At 70.9% G+C, this 14,696-nt stretch carries 16 protein-coding genes and 1 tRNA gene; 5 read left to right on the forward strand and 12 right to left on the reverse strand.

Features of this window, described 5'->3' with window-relative positions; genetic code table 11:
* Positions 1-68: 68 nt before the first annotated feature.
* Positions 69-455, reverse strand: coding sequence for a 50S ribosomal protein L7/L12 (gene rplL / locus AC3WRT_RS04260; RefSeq protein WP_492719479.1), 387 nt, complete (start codon positions 453-455; stop codon positions 69-71).
* A gap of 66 nt (positions 456-521) precedes the next feature.
* The gene (rplJ, locus tag AC3WRT_RS04265; RefSeq protein WP_492719482.1) at positions 522-1,106 is read right to left on the reverse strand and encodes a 50S ribosomal protein L10; all 585 of its coding nucleotides are present in this window, start codon (positions 1,104-1,106) and stop codon (positions 522-524) included.
* Between the two features lie 316 nt (positions 1,107-1,422).
* Between rplJ and AC3WRT_RS04270 the strand changes: the two genes are divergently transcribed.
* A complete protein-coding gene (locus AC3WRT_RS04270; protein ID WP_492719484.1) occupies positions 1,423-2,322 on the forward strand; it encodes a DUF3152 domain-containing protein in 900 nt (299 codons plus the stop codon).
* 64 nt (positions 2,323-2,386) lie between these two features.
* Here the strand turns inward: AC3WRT_RS04270 and AC3WRT_RS04275 are convergent, their stop codons facing one another.
* From AC3WRT_RS04275 to AC3WRT_RS04305, 7 genes are all read right to left on the reverse strand, one after another.
* Positions 2,387-3,643, reverse strand: a complete 1,257-nt coding sequence (locus AC3WRT_RS04275; RefSeq protein ID WP_492719486.1) for a choice-of-anchor P family protein — start codon at positions 3,641-3,643, stop codon at positions 2,387-2,389.
* A gap of 222 nt (positions 3,644-3,865) precedes the next feature.
* Positions 3,866-5,731 carry a gamma-glutamyltransferase gene (gene ggt / locus AC3WRT_RS04280; protein WP_492719489.1) on the reverse strand — a complete coding sequence of 622 codons (1,866 nt, stop codon included), beginning with the start codon at positions 5,729-5,731 and terminating at the stop codon, positions 3,866-3,868.
* Positions 5,732-5,839: 108 nt separating this feature from the next.
* The gene (rplA, locus tag AC3WRT_RS04285; RefSeq protein ID WP_492719492.1) at positions 5,840-6,553 is read right to left on the reverse strand and encodes a 50S ribosomal protein L1; all 714 of its coding nucleotides are present in this window, start codon (positions 6,551-6,553) and stop codon (positions 5,840-5,842) included.
* Between the two features lie 106 nt (positions 6,554-6,659).
* On the reverse strand, positions 6,660-7,091 hold the full coding sequence (rplK, locus tag AC3WRT_RS04290) for a 50S ribosomal protein L11 (RefSeq protein ID WP_492719497.1): 432 nt from the start codon (positions 7,089-7,091) through the stop codon (positions 6,660-6,662).
* Between the two features lie 96 nt (positions 7,092-7,187).
* On the reverse strand, positions 7,188-8,051 hold the full coding sequence (gene nusG, locus AC3WRT_RS04295; RefSeq protein WP_492719500.1) for a transcription termination/antitermination protein NusG: 864 nt from the start codon (positions 8,049-8,051) through the stop codon (positions 7,188-7,190).
* Positions 8,052-8,130: 79 nt separating this feature from the next.
* A complete protein-coding gene (secE, locus tag AC3WRT_RS04300) occupies positions 8,131-8,400 on the reverse strand; it encodes a preprotein translocase subunit SecE (RefSeq protein ID WP_492719502.1) in 270 nt (89 codons plus the stop codon).
* Between the two features lie 113 nt (positions 8,401-8,513).
* Positions 8,514-8,586 (reverse strand) — tRNA-Trp (locus AC3WRT_RS04305).
* Between the two features lie 195 nt (positions 8,587-8,781).
* On the opposite strand from AC3WRT_RS04305, the gene AC3WRT_RS04310 reads away from it, so the two are divergent.
* From AC3WRT_RS04310 to AC3WRT_RS04325, 4 genes are all read left to right on the forward strand, one after another.
* Positions 8,782-10,155: an aspartate aminotransferase type Ic gene (locus tag AC3WRT_RS04310; RefSeq protein ID WP_492719505.1), complete on the forward strand. Its 1,374-nt coding sequence runs from the start codon at positions 8,782-8,784 to the stop codon at positions 10,153-10,155.
* Positions 10,152-10,673, forward strand: coding sequence for a DUF5709 domain-containing protein (locus AC3WRT_RS04315; RefSeq protein WP_492719508.1), 522 nt, complete (start codon positions 10,152-10,154; stop codon positions 10,671-10,673). The genes AC3WRT_RS04310 and AC3WRT_RS04315 overlap by 4 nt, the downstream gene beginning before the upstream one ends.
* 48 nt (positions 10,674-10,721) lie before the next feature.
* Entirely contained in the window at positions 10,722-11,750 is a 1,029-nt protein-coding gene (locus AC3WRT_RS04320) for an adenosine deaminase (RefSeq protein ID WP_492719510.1), read from the forward strand.
* Between the two features lie 125 nt (positions 11,751-11,875).
* Complete coding sequence (locus tag AC3WRT_RS04325) at positions 11,876-12,574, forward strand: hypothetical protein (RefSeq protein ID WP_492719513.1); 699 nt, start codon at positions 11,876-11,878, stop codon at positions 12,572-12,574.
* 50 nt (positions 12,575-12,624) lie between these two features.
* Here the strand turns inward: AC3WRT_RS04325 and AC3WRT_RS04330 are convergent, their stop codons facing one another.
* The 3 genes from AC3WRT_RS04330 to AC3WRT_RS04340 are packed head-to-tail and all read right to left on the reverse strand — an operon-like array spanning position 12,625 to position 14,661.
* Complete coding sequence (locus AC3WRT_RS04330; protein ID WP_492719515.1) at positions 12,625-13,698, reverse strand: UDP-N-acetylmuramate dehydrogenase; 1,074 nt, start codon at positions 13,696-13,698, stop codon at positions 12,625-12,627.
* Between the two features lie 16 nt (positions 13,699-13,714).
* Positions 13,715-14,215 carry a MaoC/PaaZ C-terminal domain-containing protein gene (locus AC3WRT_RS04335; protein WP_492719517.1) on the reverse strand — a complete coding sequence of 167 codons (501 nt, stop codon included), beginning with the start codon at positions 14,213-14,215 and terminating at the stop codon, positions 13,715-13,717.
* A complete protein-coding gene (locus AC3WRT_RS04340) occupies positions 14,215-14,661 on the reverse strand; it encodes an FAS1-like dehydratase domain-containing protein (protein WP_492719519.1) in 447 nt (148 codons plus the stop codon). Before AC3WRT_RS04340 ends, AC3WRT_RS04335 begins: the two co-directional genes overlap by 1 nt.
* Positions 14,662-14,696 lie beyond the last annotated feature (35 nt).

The raw sequence follows: 14,696 nt of genomic DNA on the forward strand, positions 1-14,696 counted from the left end.
GCGGGCCCGACCGTGTGGTCGGACCCGCCTTCGCGGTAGAGCAGTGATCCCAGCAGAGCCGGGTCAGATCACTTGAGCTCGACGGTGGCGCCGGCGCCCTCGAGCTGCTCCTTGGCCTTCTCGGCCGCAGCCTTGTCGACACCCTCGAGAACGGGCTTGGGGGCGCCGTCGACGAGGTCCTTGGCCTCCTTGAGGCCGAGGCTCGTGAGCGAACGGACCTCCTTGATGACCTGGATCTTCTTGTCCCCGGCGGCGACGAGAACGACGTCGAACGAGTCCTTCTCCTCCTCCTCGACGGGGGCAGCGCCGCCGGCGCCGGCCGCGGGAGCGGCGGCAACGGGGGCAGCAGCGGTGACCTCGAAGGTCTCCTCGAACTGCTTCACGAACTCGGAGAGCTCGATGAGGGTCATCTCCTTGAAAGCGTCAAGGAGCTCGTCGGTGCTGAGCTTCGCCATGGTGGCTTCCTTCCTGTTACTTGCCGTGAGTGGCTGATTGATGAATCGAGCGGACGCCAGAGCGCGTCAGCTCTCGTCGCCACCCTCGGCGACGTCGGTGGTTGCCTCGGCGGCCGGAGCCTCCGTGGCGGGACCCTGCGCCTCGACCTTCTGGCGCAGGGCGTCGACCACGCGGGCCGTCTGCGACAGAGGAGCGACGAAGAGGTACGCGGCCTTGGTGAGGGAGCCCTTCATGGCGCCCGCCAGCTTGGCCAGGAGAACCTCGCGGGACTCGAGGTCCGCGAGCTTCGTGATGTCCTCGGGGCTCAAGGACTTGCCGTCGAGGACGCCAGCCTTGATCACGAGGAGGGGGTGTGCCTTGGCGAAGTCACGCAGACCCTTGGCCGCCTCGACCGGGTCACCGGTGATGAAGGCGATGGCCGACGGGCCCTGGAGGTGGCCGTCGAAGGCCGTGATACCGGCCTCCTTGGCGGCGCGCTCCGTGAGCGTGTTCTTGACCACGGCGTAGGTGGCGTGTTCCCGGATCGAGGTGCGCAGCTGCGAGAGCTGGGCCACGGTCAGACCGCGGTACTCGGTGAGAACGGCCGCACCGGACTCACGGAACTTGTCCGTGATCTCGGCAATGGCACCGTCCTTCTCGGAGTTCGCCATCTGGGCCTCCTTCCCTTGCGTGGTGCCGCCGGTCGGAGAAGCCCGGAGGGCCTGCACGAAAAGAGCCCCGGCGCAGGGCGCTCGGGGCTCGCAGCGGCATACTCGGTGGCATGCCGTGAGGCTGAGTGTCCTGCGCTGGCTGCCCGCATCGTGCGGGACCTTCGGGAGGTCGTGGTCACCCACGTCCCCCAACCGGCGGTCATTGGTCGTTGCCAACAGTACGGTCTGCACCGGTCGCCGGCCAAATCGGGGGAACCTCGGCGGGTCAGGCGCCCGTTGCGTCGCGGCGGCGGGTACGTGAACTACCGTGCATCTCATGGCGATTGGCAGTGCGGTCGACCGCCCGGCCACAGCGCACCGGCAGGCGATCCGCCGCCGTCGCTCGTGGGCGGGCCTGGCCGTCGTCGTCTGCCTGGCCGCCGACCTCTGGACGGTGTCCGGTGCGGGCGCGAACGAGCCGGTCGGCGATGGTTCGCTGCTGCGGGCGTCCCACGTCTCGCTGAGCGCCGGCACCGGCCCCACCGTGACGCTCGACCAGGTCGAGCGGGTGCCCGAGACGGCCAGCGACTCGGCCATCGGCGGTGGGTCGCGGCCCTCGGACCCGGGCGCCGGCAAGGGCGAAGCGGGGGACGGCAAGGACGCCAAGGGAGCCGTGATCGAGTCGGGCTCGGGCAGGTTCACCGTCGTGGCGATGCCGGCGTCGGCGCTGCGCCCCACGCCCACCACCGGTCGCACCGTGCGCTACACCGTGGAGCTGGAGGGCGGGGTGGACGTCCGGGGTGAGGACCTGGCCGCGGTGGTCGGCAGGGTGCTCACGGATCCCCGCGGCTGGCAGGCCAAGGACGGCGTCCGGTTCGTCAACGTCTCCCCCGACACCGCCGCCAAGGGCGCCGACGTCGACCTGCGCATCACCCTGGCGAGCCCCGACACGACCGACCGGCTCTGTGCGCCGCTGGAGACACGCGGCCAGGTCAGCTGCCACAACTCCGGTCGGGTCGTGCTCAACCTGCGCCGCTGGGTGACGGGCGCGAAGGCCTACGGCAACGACATCGCCGCCTACCGCACGTACCTCGTCAACCACGAGGTGGGCCACGGCATCGGCCACGCACACGCCTACTGCGGCGGGCCCGGCAAGGTGGCGCCGGTGATGATGCAGCAGACCTACGGTCTCAAGGGCTGCACCGCGTGGCCCTGGCCCACTCCCAAGCCAGCCTGAGCACGACGGTGGCCGTGGACCGAGGTCCGCGGTCACCGTCGTGAGGCCGAACGGCTGGCGAGGGTCAGCTGACGAACGTCGTCGAGGCACCGATGCGGACCACGGACCCGGTGGGCAGCGAGCCGAGGACGCGGTCGGTGACGACCTCGATCATGACCACGTCGACCGACTTCGCGGTGCGGACCACCTTGTGCAGGGTGACGCGCCCGAGACCGGGGACGGTGACGACCGTGTTGGGGCGCACCGCCGAGGTGATGGCGGGCAGTCCTGCGATCCGCAGGCCGACGAAGTGCGAGGCATCGGTCACGACCGGGATGGCCCCCGGCGCCGACTGGCTCACCGACGTCTGCGCGATGACGGTGTCGGCGCTGACCAGCCCGCCGAGCACCCGCGGACCGGCGATGGTGTTCTTCACCGACGAACTGCGTGAGGTCGGCGTCGCCTTGGACAGCACGTCGGTCCTTGTCGTGCCCGTCGAGACGACTCCGGGCACGCCTGCCGTGGCGAGCGTCGCCGTGCCGGAGCCACCGGTGCACGGCGGGTAGGCGAGCGCGGTGCGACTGGACGCGACCGCCCCGTTGGCGAGCGTTGCCGACGTCGCGTAGCCGGACCCACCGACGAGGCCCAGGACCGGCCGTGACAGCGCCGTACGAGAGACCCCCACGTCGACGCGCGAGCCGATGGGCAGACCGAGCGAGTTCTTGCCGGTGACGACGACCCGCAGGGCCACCGTGCTGACCTGCAGGTCGTTTCCGACGAGGGCCTTGGACTGCTGGTTGAGGTAGACCGTCGCCAGCGCGGCACCGGTCGACGTCTTGAGCGAGATGGCGGAGTTCGGTGCGGGCGTGGCGTTGAGCGCCCGACCGCCCACCTTGAGCCCGGCGAGCTGTGAGATGTTCGACCCGGTCAGCGCGCCGGCGACGCTTCGGGCGGCGGCGCTCGTCGAGGTGACCGCGTCCGCACGCACGAGGCCGCCGAGGAGGCTGACTCCCGTTGTCGTCGAGCTGGCCCGGCTGGAGTGCCCGGTGGACCCGAGGGCCGTCGATGCGCTGGTGCGGGTGGCACCGACCGATGCGGCCCCCGGCACGTTGACGGCTGCCGTCGACCCCGTGACGGTGCGGCCGAAGGCGGTCGTGCAGCCGATGGTGACCACTGCCGTCGGTCCGGACTTCACGAGGCCACCCACGACGACGTAGGTGCCGTAGGCGTAGGCAGACACGCCGACGCTCGGCGTCGCAGCCGTGGCCGGTGCTGCGCTGAGGGGCGCGGCCAGGCCTGAGATGGCTGCTGCCGAGAGGATGGAGGCGAGTTTCCTGTTCATGGAGTGCTCCTGTCATCGATGCCCTGCACCGATCCCCTGACCGATGTATCCCCCTCAACGACGGCCCCCGGCCATGTGCTATGGGCTCAATGGTCAAGAGATGGCAAACCGGACGTTGTGTCCCTTATGTGGGCATCTGCGGTGCGCCCGTGCCGGGACAGGCGTGGGGCCGGCCCCCGCCCGGGAGCCGGCCTCACGCGGCAGCCTGTCGAGACGCGGCCGTCAGCGGGGGTGGACCACCATGGCCGAGCCGCCGCCGCGGCGCGTCGGCTCCGCTGCCGCCTCGAACCTGTCGGTGCCGCGGCTACGGATCGCCGTCACGGCGCCGATCTCTCCCGCGTCTGCCAGGGTGTGGCCCAGGGCCTTCAGGCCCGCTGCCGCCGGGCTCGCGAGCAGCGCGGGCTCGGCACCCTCGCTCTCACCGTTGCGGGAGCTGAGACGCGGCGCCGCGATGGCGTCGACGAGCGAGAGGTTGCGGTCGAGGTAGCCGAGGATCGTCTGCGACACCGAGGTGATGATCGTGGCGCCCCCCGGAGAGCCGACCGCCAGGAACGGCTTGCCGTCGTCGAGCAGGATGGTCGGGCTCATCGACGAGCGGGGCCGCTTGCCCGGGCCGGGAAGGTTCGGGTCCGGCACCTTGGCCATGAGCGGCACGAAGTTGAAGTCGGTGAGCTCGTTGTTGAGCAGGAAGCCGTAGCCCGGGACCGTGATGCCCGACCCGCCGGTCTGCTCGATGGTCAGCGTGTAGGACGCGACGTTGCCCCAGCGGTCGGTGACCGTGAGGTGCGAGGTCGACTGGCCCTCGTAGGGCTGCTTCTGGGCGACGGTACCCGGCGCGCACTTGGTGTAGGAGCCGTCCGGCTCCCCGAACGGGATCGGCCGGGGTTGCGCCTTGGCCGGGTTGAAGAGGCAGGCTCGGTCGGCGGCGAAGGCCGGGCTCGTGAGCTCCTTCACCGGCACGCCGGGCACGTCACCGACCCAGCGGTTGCGGTCGGCGAAGGCCGTTGCCGACGCCTCCGAGAAGCGGTGCAGGTAGTCGACCTCAGACAGCTTCGAGGTCGCGACACCGGTGCGGTCCTCGTAGGCCTTGATGAGGTTGAGGATCTCGGCCACGGCGATGCCGCCGGAGCTGGGGACCGGCATGCCGTAGACGTCGTAGCCCTTGTACTCCGAGTGGATCGGGGCCTTCGTCAGCGCCCGGTAGGCCCGCAGGTCGGCCGTCGTCAGCTGGCCGCCCACGACCGAGGACCCGGGCTTCGTGTGCGGCGCTCGGGACTCGGCGACGATCGCCTGTCCCAACCGGCCGGCATACAGCGCCGCGACGCCCTGGGTGCGCAGCGTCCGGTAGGCACGGGCCATGTCGGGGTTGGTGAAGGTGGAGCCGACGGCCGGTGGATTGCCGCCGCGCAGGAAGACCTTCGCCGTCTCCGGGAACACCGAGAAGCGGGCCGCGTTGGCGGCGGTCTGGTCGGCGAACGTCTTGTCGACGACGAAGCCCTTCTCGGCGAGGCGCTCAGCCGGCTTGAGCGCTGCGTTGAGCGAGAGGGTGCCGTAGTCACGCAGCGCCTTGGCCCACAGGGCCGGAGTACCGGGGACACCGACGGACAGGCCGGAGTTCACCACGGTCTTGAAGTCCATCGGTGAACCGTCGGGTTCGCGGAAGGTGTTCTTGGTGAAGGTCGACGGTGCGGTCTCGCGGCCGTCGATGGTCGAGACCTTCTTGCTCCGGGCGTCGTAGTAGACGAGGAAGCCGCCACCACCGATACCGGTGCTGTAGGGCTCGGTGACACCGAGCGCCGCCGCGGTGGCGACTGCGGCGTCCGCCGCGTTGCCGCCGCGGGCGAGGACGTCGATGCCGACCTGCGAGGCGTCCCGGTCGACGGAGCTGACCGCCCCGCCCGATCCGGTCATGACGGGGACCTTCGGCAGCTGCGTCGGCTGCCCGTGCCAGCCACGGTCGCGCTGGAGCGGCGGGGCGACGGTGGTGTGTGCCTCGGCGCTCGCGGGCGCCAGGGAGAGCGGGAGTCCGACGACGAGAGCGCCGAGGACCCATCGGGATCGTGTCGTGGTGCGTGCGCTGCGGCTCATGCGTCGAACGTACCCACGCATACGCCTCAGGTCGCGCCGAGATCGGCAGGGACGACGAGAGCCCGCCACCCCGAGGGTGACGGGCTCTCGGACTGCTGGGTCAGGCGGTCAGGCCTGGTCGTCCTCGAGCAGGTTGCGCGTCTTGGAGAAGTCGAGCGGGATGCCCGGGCCCATCGTCGTGGAGACGGTGGCCTTCTCGATGTAGCGGCCCTTGGAGCTGGACGGCTTCAGGCGCAGGATCTCCTCGAGGGCGGCGGCGTAGTTCTCGACGAGCTTGGTCTCGTCGAAGGACGCCTTGCCGATGATGAAGTGGAGGTTCGCGTGCTTGTCGACGCGGAACTCGATCTTGCCGCCCTTGATGTCGGCGACGGCCTTGGCGACATCCATCGTCACGGTGCCGGTCTTCGGGTTGGGCATGAGACCACGCGGGCCGAGGACCTTGCCGAGACGACCGACCTTGCCCATGAGGTCGGGGGTGGCGACGACGGCGTCGAAGTCGAGCCAGCCACCCTGCACCTTCTCGAGCAGGTCATCGGAGCCGACGTGGTCGGCGCCGGCCTCACGGGCGGCCTCGGCCTTGTCGCCGTTGGCGAAGACGAGGACGCGGGCGGTCTTGCCCGTGCCGTGCGGCAGGTTGACCGTGCCGCGGACGGCCTGGTCGGCCTTGCGGGGGTCGACGCCGAGGCGCATGGCCACCTCGACGGTCTCGTCGTACTTGGCCTTGGCGGTCTGCTTGGCGGTGCGGACGGCCTCGAGCGGGGCGTAGACCTTGCCGGGCGTGATGAGCTCGGCGGCTGCGCGGTAGTTCTTGCTGCGCTTCATGGAACTGCTCCTTGCGTGGTGGTGGAGTCGTGGTGCGGGCCAGCGCTGGCCCTCCCACGTGGCCGACGGCATACGGTCCGTATGCCGTTCGGCCGGGGGTGAGCTCTCAGAGCTCGGTGTCGATGCCCATCGAGCGGGCGGTGCCGGCGATGATGCGCGCCGCCATCTCCTCGTCGTTGGCGTTGAGGTCTTCCATCTTCTGGCGGGCGATGTCGAGGACCTGGTCGCGGGAGAGCTTGGCGACCTTGGTCTTGTGCGGCTCGCCGGAACCCTTGGCGACGCCGGCAGCCTTCTTGATCAGCTCGGCGGCCGGCGGGGTCTTCGTCACGAAGGTGAACGAGCGGTCCTCGTAGACCGTGATCTCGACCGGGATGACGTTGCCGCGCTGGGACTCCGTCGCGGCGTTGTACGCCTTGACGAACTCCATGATGTTGACGCCGTGCTGGCCGAGGGCCGGGCCGACGGGCGGCGCGGGCGTGGCCGCACCGGCCTGGATCTGCAGCTTGATGAAGCCGGAGACCTTCTTCTTGGGGGGCATGGATGCCTACCTTCTTCGTTGTGGGCCGACGCCAGTGGGCGATGACCCGGTTGCATGTCCTCGTGCGATCTGCCGCACGAGGTCGTACGACCTCGCTCAGATCTTGGCGACCTGGGCGAAGGAGAGCTCGACCGGGGTCTCCCGGCCGAAGATCGAGACGAGCACCTTGAGCTTCTGCGTGTCGGCGTTGATCTCGGAGATCGTGGCGGGAAGGGTCTCGAAGGGCCCCTCCATGACGGTCACGGACTCGCCGATCTGGAAGTCGACGACGCGGACGTCCTTGGCGGCGCCGGCCTTCGACGCGGCGCCCGAGCCGTCGGCGCCTGCGGCGGCCTCGAAGTTCGGGGCGAGCATCGTGAAGACCTCGTCGATCGAGAGCGGCACGGGCTGGTGGGCGTTGCCGACGAAGCCCGTGACTCCGGGCGTGTGGCGCACGGCGCCCCAGCTCTCGTCGGTGAGGTCCATGCGCACGAGGACGTATCCGGGCATCCGGACGCGACGGACCTGCTTCTTCTGGCCGTTCTTGATCTCGGTGACCTCCTCCATGGGGACCTCGATCTCGAAGATGAAGTCCTCCATGTTGAGGGTCTGGATGCGCGTCTCGAGGTTGGCCTTCACGCGGTTCTCGTAGCCGGCGTAGGAGTGGATGACGTACCAGTCACCGAAGCGTGAGCGCAGGTCGGCCTTGAAGTCGGCGACGGGGTCGCCGCTGCCCTGGACGGCCGGCTCGGACTCGTCCGTCTCCTCGGCGTCGGCCTCCTCGGCGTCGGTCTCCTCGGCGTCGGTCATGTCCGTTTCGCCCTGCTCGACGTCGGTCTCGTCGGCGTCGGTGGCGGTGTCCTCAGCTCCCGACTCGACGTCGGCGGCCGAGAGGTCGTCGGTCTCGACCGCGGGGTCGACGACGTCGCTCGCGGTGCTCTGGCCGTTCGGGGCGCCCTCGTGGGCGAACTGCTCGGACACGCTCTGACCTACTTCCTTGCTCGTGGACCAGCCGGTGGCGGCTGGTGGTGTCATCCGGGGACGCGGGGCAGGCTGCGCCTCAGCTGAACGAGCCGGTGAAGGCCCAGGAGATCAGCCGCGTCATCACGAAGTCGAGGCCTGACACGAGCGCCATCATGATCACGACGAACACGACCACGACGGTCGTGTAGCGCACGAGCTCGGGGCCCGTGGGGCGCACGACCTTGCGCAGCTCGTCGAGGATCTGGCGCACGAAGAGGCTGATCGCCCCGAAGAGACGCGACACGGGGTTGCCGCCGGGAGCCTTGTCGGCACGGCCGGACCCGCGCTTGGCGCTCGTCTCCGTCACGATTCCTTCTTTCTGCCTGGGTGTCGGCCCGCGACAGGAGCCCGAAGCCGTGGATCCACGTCTGGGCAGAAGTCGCGTGCCGCCTTGCACGACGACCACATCACCGGGATGCGCAGGGCAAGAGGGACTCGAACCCCCAACCGCTGGTTTTGGAGACCAGTGCTCTACCAATTGAGCTATTGCCCTTCACCGGAGACGTTGGGAGTCTTCGGCGGGACGGCATGCGTCAGCATGGCCAGCGATGCCGTCCGAGGGTCGATCATACGCGACGGATGCGCCCCAACGCGAACCGGTGGCGCGGCCCGCCGGGCACCACACCCCAGCCACCCGGCATACGGACTGCGCAGGTCCGGGCGGGCCGGGCAGTGGCAGGATCGTGGGGTGACGAACTCGCGCACCCCCCTCGCGTCCCTGTCCGACGACGACCTGGCCGACTTCCTCGGGAAGCAGGAGCAAGCCTACGCGGACCTCCAGTCGCGTCACCTCAAGCTGGACCTCACGCGCGGCAAGCCGTCGGCGGCGCAGCTGGACCTGTCGAACGACCTGCTGCACCTGCCCCGCACGACGAAGGACCGCGCGGGCGTCGACGTCCGCAACTACGGCGGCCTGGAAGGCCTCGCCGAGCTGCGCGAGATCTTCGCCGAGCTGCTCTGGGTCGAGCCGTCGCAGGTCGTCGCTGGCGGCAACTCCAGCCTGACGATGATGTACAGCACCATCGTCGACTTCCTCCTCTTCGGCGGGGTCGACTCCCCGCGTCCCTGGAGCAGCGAGGAGAAGGTCCGCTTCATCTGCCCGGTGCCCGGCTACGACCGCCACTTCTCGATGCTGGCCTCGTTCGGCATCGAGATGGTCACGGTCGAGATGCACGCCGACGGCCCCGACATCGCCGCCGTCGAGGCCCTCGTCCGCGACGACGCGACCGTCAAGGGCATCTGGATCGTGCCGACGTACGCCAACCCGTCCGGCGCGGTCGTGTCGCAGCAGATCGCTGCGCGCCTCGCGGCCATGCCCGCCGCAGCCCCCGACTTCACGATCTTCTGGGACAACGCGTACGCCTTCCACCACCTCACCGAGGACGAGGCCAAGAGCGCCGACATCCTCAGCCTCGCGGCCGCGTCCGGCCACCCGAACCGGCCGATCATGTATGCGTCGACCTCGAAGATCACCTTCGCCGGCGCCGGCGTGGCCGTGCTCGCCGCGAGCGAGGCCAACGTGAAGTGGTACCTCAGCCACCTGGCCATGGGCTCGATCGGCCCGGACAAGGTCAACCACCTGCGCCACGTCGAGTTCTTCCACGACGCCGACGGCGTGCGGGCGCACATGCGCAAGCATCGCGCGATCATCGCGCCGAAGTTCGCCGCGGTCGCCGAGGCCCTGACGGAGGGGCTCGAGGGGCTCGGCATCGCGTCGTGGAGCCACCCCACGGGCGGCTACTTCGTCAACCTCGACGTGCTCGACGGCACGGCGTCGCGGGTCGTCGCGCTCGCGAAGGAGGCGGGCATCGCCCTGACCCCGGCCGGGGCCTCCTTCCCGCTGGGAAAGGATCCGCGCGACCGCAACATCCGCCTCGCGCCGACCTTCCCGGTGCTCGAGGAGGTGCGCACGGCCATGGCCGGTGTCGCCACCTGTGTGGCCCTCGCCGCGGCCGAGAAGCTGACGAAGGACCGCGGCGCGGGGGTAGGGGCAGGGGGCGACGGCACCACGTCGTCCGCAGCGAACGCCACGAACACCGCCACCGAAGGAGCCTCGCGATGAGCGACACAGGTCCCAACGAGAACATCGACACGGACTTCACCACCTACAGCGTCGACGACGAGGACCAGCCTTCGAACGTCGAAGGGCTGGAGGACGCCGACGTCGACGACCCGCTGGACCGTGGGTACTCCCCGCCCGAGAAGGAGCGGGGCACCGACGCCTTCGGCACGACCCCCTACGAGGAGTCGCTGGACGAGACGATCGACCAGCGCATCCTGCAGGAGGAGCCGGACCCCAACACGGCATACGGCCGGCCGGAGAACGAGAGCGGGCTCGACGAGGAGCCCGTCGGCGGGGACGACCCCGACGCCATCGCTGCAGAGGACGACTGGCTGGGCGACAACGAGGTCGGCGACCAGCGCGCGGGCCGACTCGTGGCCGATGACCAGGGTGCGCACGAGGATGTCGAGAAGCAGGTGTGGGCCACCGACGTCGGCATCGACGGAGCCGCCGCGTCCGCCGAGGAGGCAGCGGTGCACGTCGTCGACGAGATCGCCGACGAGCCCGACGAGGTCTAGGACCGGCGCACCGGCAACGGATGGGCCACGGGTGACACACTGGCCCGCATGACGCGCGAGGTGCACGACCTGCCGAAGGCGCACCTGCACCTGCACTTCACCGGGTCCATGCGCATCGACACCGTGCGTGACCTCGCCCGGTCGCACGGCATCCGGCTGCCCGACGCCCTCGCCGACGGCTGGCCGCCGCGCCTCGCCCGGGCCACCGACGAGCGTGGGTGGTTCCGCTTCCAGAGGCTCTACGACGCCGCACGCTCCTGCGTGCGCGGCGAGGACGACATGCGCCGCATCGTGCGCGAGGCTGCCGAGGACGACGTCGCCGAGGGCTCCCGCTGGCTCGAGCTCCAGGTCGATCCGACGTCCTACGCGCCCTTCGTCGGCGGGATCACGCCGGCGCTCGAGATCGTGCTCGACGAGGCCCGGAAGGTCTCGGCAGGCGGCGAGATCGGAGTCGGTGTCGTCGTCGCAGCCAGCCGTATGCGGCATCCGCTGGAGGCGCGCACGCTGGCGCGGCTCGCAGCGCACCACGCGGGCGAGGAAGCCGGTGACGTCGTCGGCTTCGGCCTGTCCAACGACGAGCGTCGCGGTCAGGTCGCCGACTTCGCGCCGGCCTTCGCCATCGCCCGGAGGGCCGGCCTAGCCCTCGTGCCGCACGGCGGTGAGCTGCTCGGGGCGCAGTCGGTCATGGAGACGCTCGAGCACCTCGGCCCCGACCGCATCGGGCACGGCGTCCGCTGCGTCGAGGATCCCCAGGTGCTCGACGCGGTCGCCGAGGCCGGGGTGACCCTCGAGGTGTGCCCCGGCAGCAATGTCGCCCTCGGCGTCTACGCCGACGCCCTGGACGTGCCGCTGCTGCGCCTGCTCGACGCCGGGGTCGCCGTCGCCCTCGGCGCCGACGACCCGCTGCTCTTCGGCTCGCGGCTGGCCGCGCAGTACGCCGCAGCCCGCGACCTCGGCCTGGACGACGCCGACCTGGCCCGGCTCGCCCGCGACTCGCTCGAGGGCAGCCGGATGCCGTCGCGGCTGCGCAAGGCCGCGCTCGCCGACGTGGACGTCTGGCTCGCGGCAGCCGCGTGACTCCGCCCACACGCCGGACCGGTCCGTAGCCGGGCGAAACGGGCGGCATCCCGCAGGGTCCGGGCGGCTGCACCAGCGCACCGGGTTTGCTCAGGGTCGGTGCCGCCGGTCATGCTGGTCGGGAGATGAAGACTTCTGCCGCCCCTACCGCACGCCCATCGACCGCCCCTGTCGCCCGTCTGCGACGCCTCGCCGTCGTCGGCCTCGTCGCCCCCGTCGTCGCCCACGCCGCCTGCAGCGGCGAGGCGGCCGTGACCGCTGACCCGACCGCGCCGGCCGGCACGAGTGCGGCCGTCCCGAGCCCCTCGAGCACCGCCTCGACGGCCACAGCGGCCCCCACCACGACGGCCGCGCCGACGAGCACCGACGGCCCGGCCAAGGACCGCGCGCAGTACACCACCATCAAGGCGACCATCCAGGACCCCGACCTCGGGCACACCATCACGGCGACCCGTCTCGTGCGTCACCTGAGGTGGCCGAGCGGGCAGCCCGTCGGAGCGGAGCAGTTCGAGATCGTCGGCGTCCGCGTGAGGGTGCAGGCAGGCTCGCGCTACTCCGCCAACGTCACCCCGTCGATGTTCTCGCTGGTGGCCTCGACGCCGCGTCAGACCATCACGCCCACGTCCGAGTTCTCCCAGCGCTGGGGGGCGGCGCCGCTGAAGCCGGCCCAACGTTCACAGACGACGAGCGGCTGGGTCTTCTTCAAGGTCGACCGGGGCACGACGAGCTCGTTGCGTCTGGTCTTCAACCGGCCGCCCTACCAGGTCAGCACGACCGGCAAGAACTTCCCGGCCAAGGCGTTCTCGGTGGTCCTGGCCAAGTAGCCCCATCCTGCGGGCGGCTCGAGGGTGGGGCCGCGTCTCGCGGGGAGCCGTCAGAGCCGCTCGCCGACGAGGACCGGCTCGTTGACGAGCGTGACCCCGAAGGCATCGCGGACGCCGTCACGCACCTGACGAGCGAGGGCGAGCACGTCGGACGTCGACGCGCCGCCGCGGTTGGTGACGGCCAGGGTGTGCTTGGTCGACAGTGCCGCGGGGGCCGGCAGTCCGAACCCCTTGCCGAAGCCCGAGTGCTCGATGAGCCAGGCCGCGCTCGTCTTGACCCGCCCGTCGCCGTCCGCAAATCGCGGCGGCGTCGGCCCCTCCCACCCGAGCCGCTCCCCGACGCGCTCGACGAGGTCGTCGAACTCGTGGCGGCTGAGGACCGGGTTGGTGAAGAAGGACCCGCAGGACCACGTGTCGGGGTCGGAGTCGTCGAGCACCATGCCGCGGGCCCGACGCTGCTGCAGGACGGCCTCGCGGGCGTCCGCGAGGGGGACGCGCGTGCCCAGCTCGACGCCCAGCCCCTTCGCCAGGGCGGCATACGCCACCGGGCGGCTGAGGTCGGCGACCTCGAACTGGAAGAGCACGTCCAGCACGACGTAGCGCGAGTGCCCCTTGAAGCGCGAGTGGCGGTAGGTGAACGCGCAGTCGGCGTTCATGAACGTGCGCACCGCCTGCTCCTGGCGGTCCCAGGTGCGCACCTGCGCGATCGTCTGCGAGACGTCCTGGCCGTAGGCGCCGACGTTCTGGATGGGCGTGGCACCCGTCAGGCCGGGTATGCCGCTCAGCGCCTCGACGCCGGCCCAGCCCTCCCCGACGGCCCGGGCCACGAGGTCGTCCCAGTTCTCGCCTGCTGCGACCCGCACGACAGCGCCACCGCAGAGGTCGGCCGACTCCGGCGTGATGCCCGAGGTCGCCACCCGCACCACGGTGCCGGGGAACCCGGCATCGGACACGAGCACGTTGGAGCCGCCCGACACCACGAGCAGCGCCTCGTCGGCGTCGTCGACCTCTCGGATCGCGTCGACGAGCTCGTCGGTGGTCTCGGCGGTGACGACCCGCGCGGCGGGCCCACCGACCCGCATCGTGGTCAGCTCGGAGAGGGGGACGTCGTGTTGCTCGCGCACGCGTTCGTCCGTCGCCTCAGTCGAGCACGGCGACGGCCAGGGCCCGGCCCAGGACCTTCTCGCCGCCGGCGGTCACGGTGAGCTCGACGGTGATGCGCCTCGTCTCGGGGTCGAGGGACTTCACGACGCCGGACACCTCGATGTCGGCGCCGCCGTCGTAGGGCACCACGACGGGTTTGGTGAACCGCGTGCCGAACTCGACGATGCGGCCCGCGTCGCCCACCCAGTCGGCGACCACGGTCGCCGCCGAGCCCATCGTGAACATGCCGTGCGCGATGACGTCGGGCAGGCCGACCTCCTTGGCGAACCGCTCGTCCCAGTGGATCCGGTTGCGGTCCAGGGACGCCCCGGCGTACTGCACGAGGCGGGCACGGTCGATGTGGATGGTCACCGGCTCGAGGACGTCACCGACGGAGACGTCGGCCAGTGCCCGGACCGCAGGCAGCGGGCTGCCCGACTGGCTGCTGGGCTGGCTGCTGGGCTGGGTGCTGGGCTGGGTGCTCGGCTGGCTGGTCATCACTCGCCTCCTCGGATGACGATGGTCGACACGGCGGTGCAGAGGGCCTCGCCCGCCCCGGTCGCGAGCTCGGTGCGGGTGGTGACCATGGCGTGGCCACCAGCCTGACGCACCGTGTCGACGTGGAGGGTGCCGACGACCGCGTCCCCGGCCGTCAGCGGCCGGTGGTGGGTGAAGCGCTGCTCGCCGTGCACGACGCGCGAGAAGTCGATGCCGGCCTCGGGGTCGCGGACCAGCTGCGCGTCGCACTGCTGGGCGATGAGCACGGCGAACGTCGGGGGTGCGATGACGTCGGCGTAACCACGGGCCCTGGCCGCGTCGGCGTCGAGGTGCACGGGGTCGGAGGACCCGACCGCCTCGGCGAACTCGCGGATCTTGGCGGCACTGACCCGGTAGGTCTCGGTGGGCGGGTAGACCCGGCCCTGGAAGTCTGCGTTCACCGGCATACCGGGCAGCCTATCGACCCGGGAAACGACAACGC

It is taken from the genome of Terrabacter sp. FW104-15G4B, from assembly GCF_058790095.1.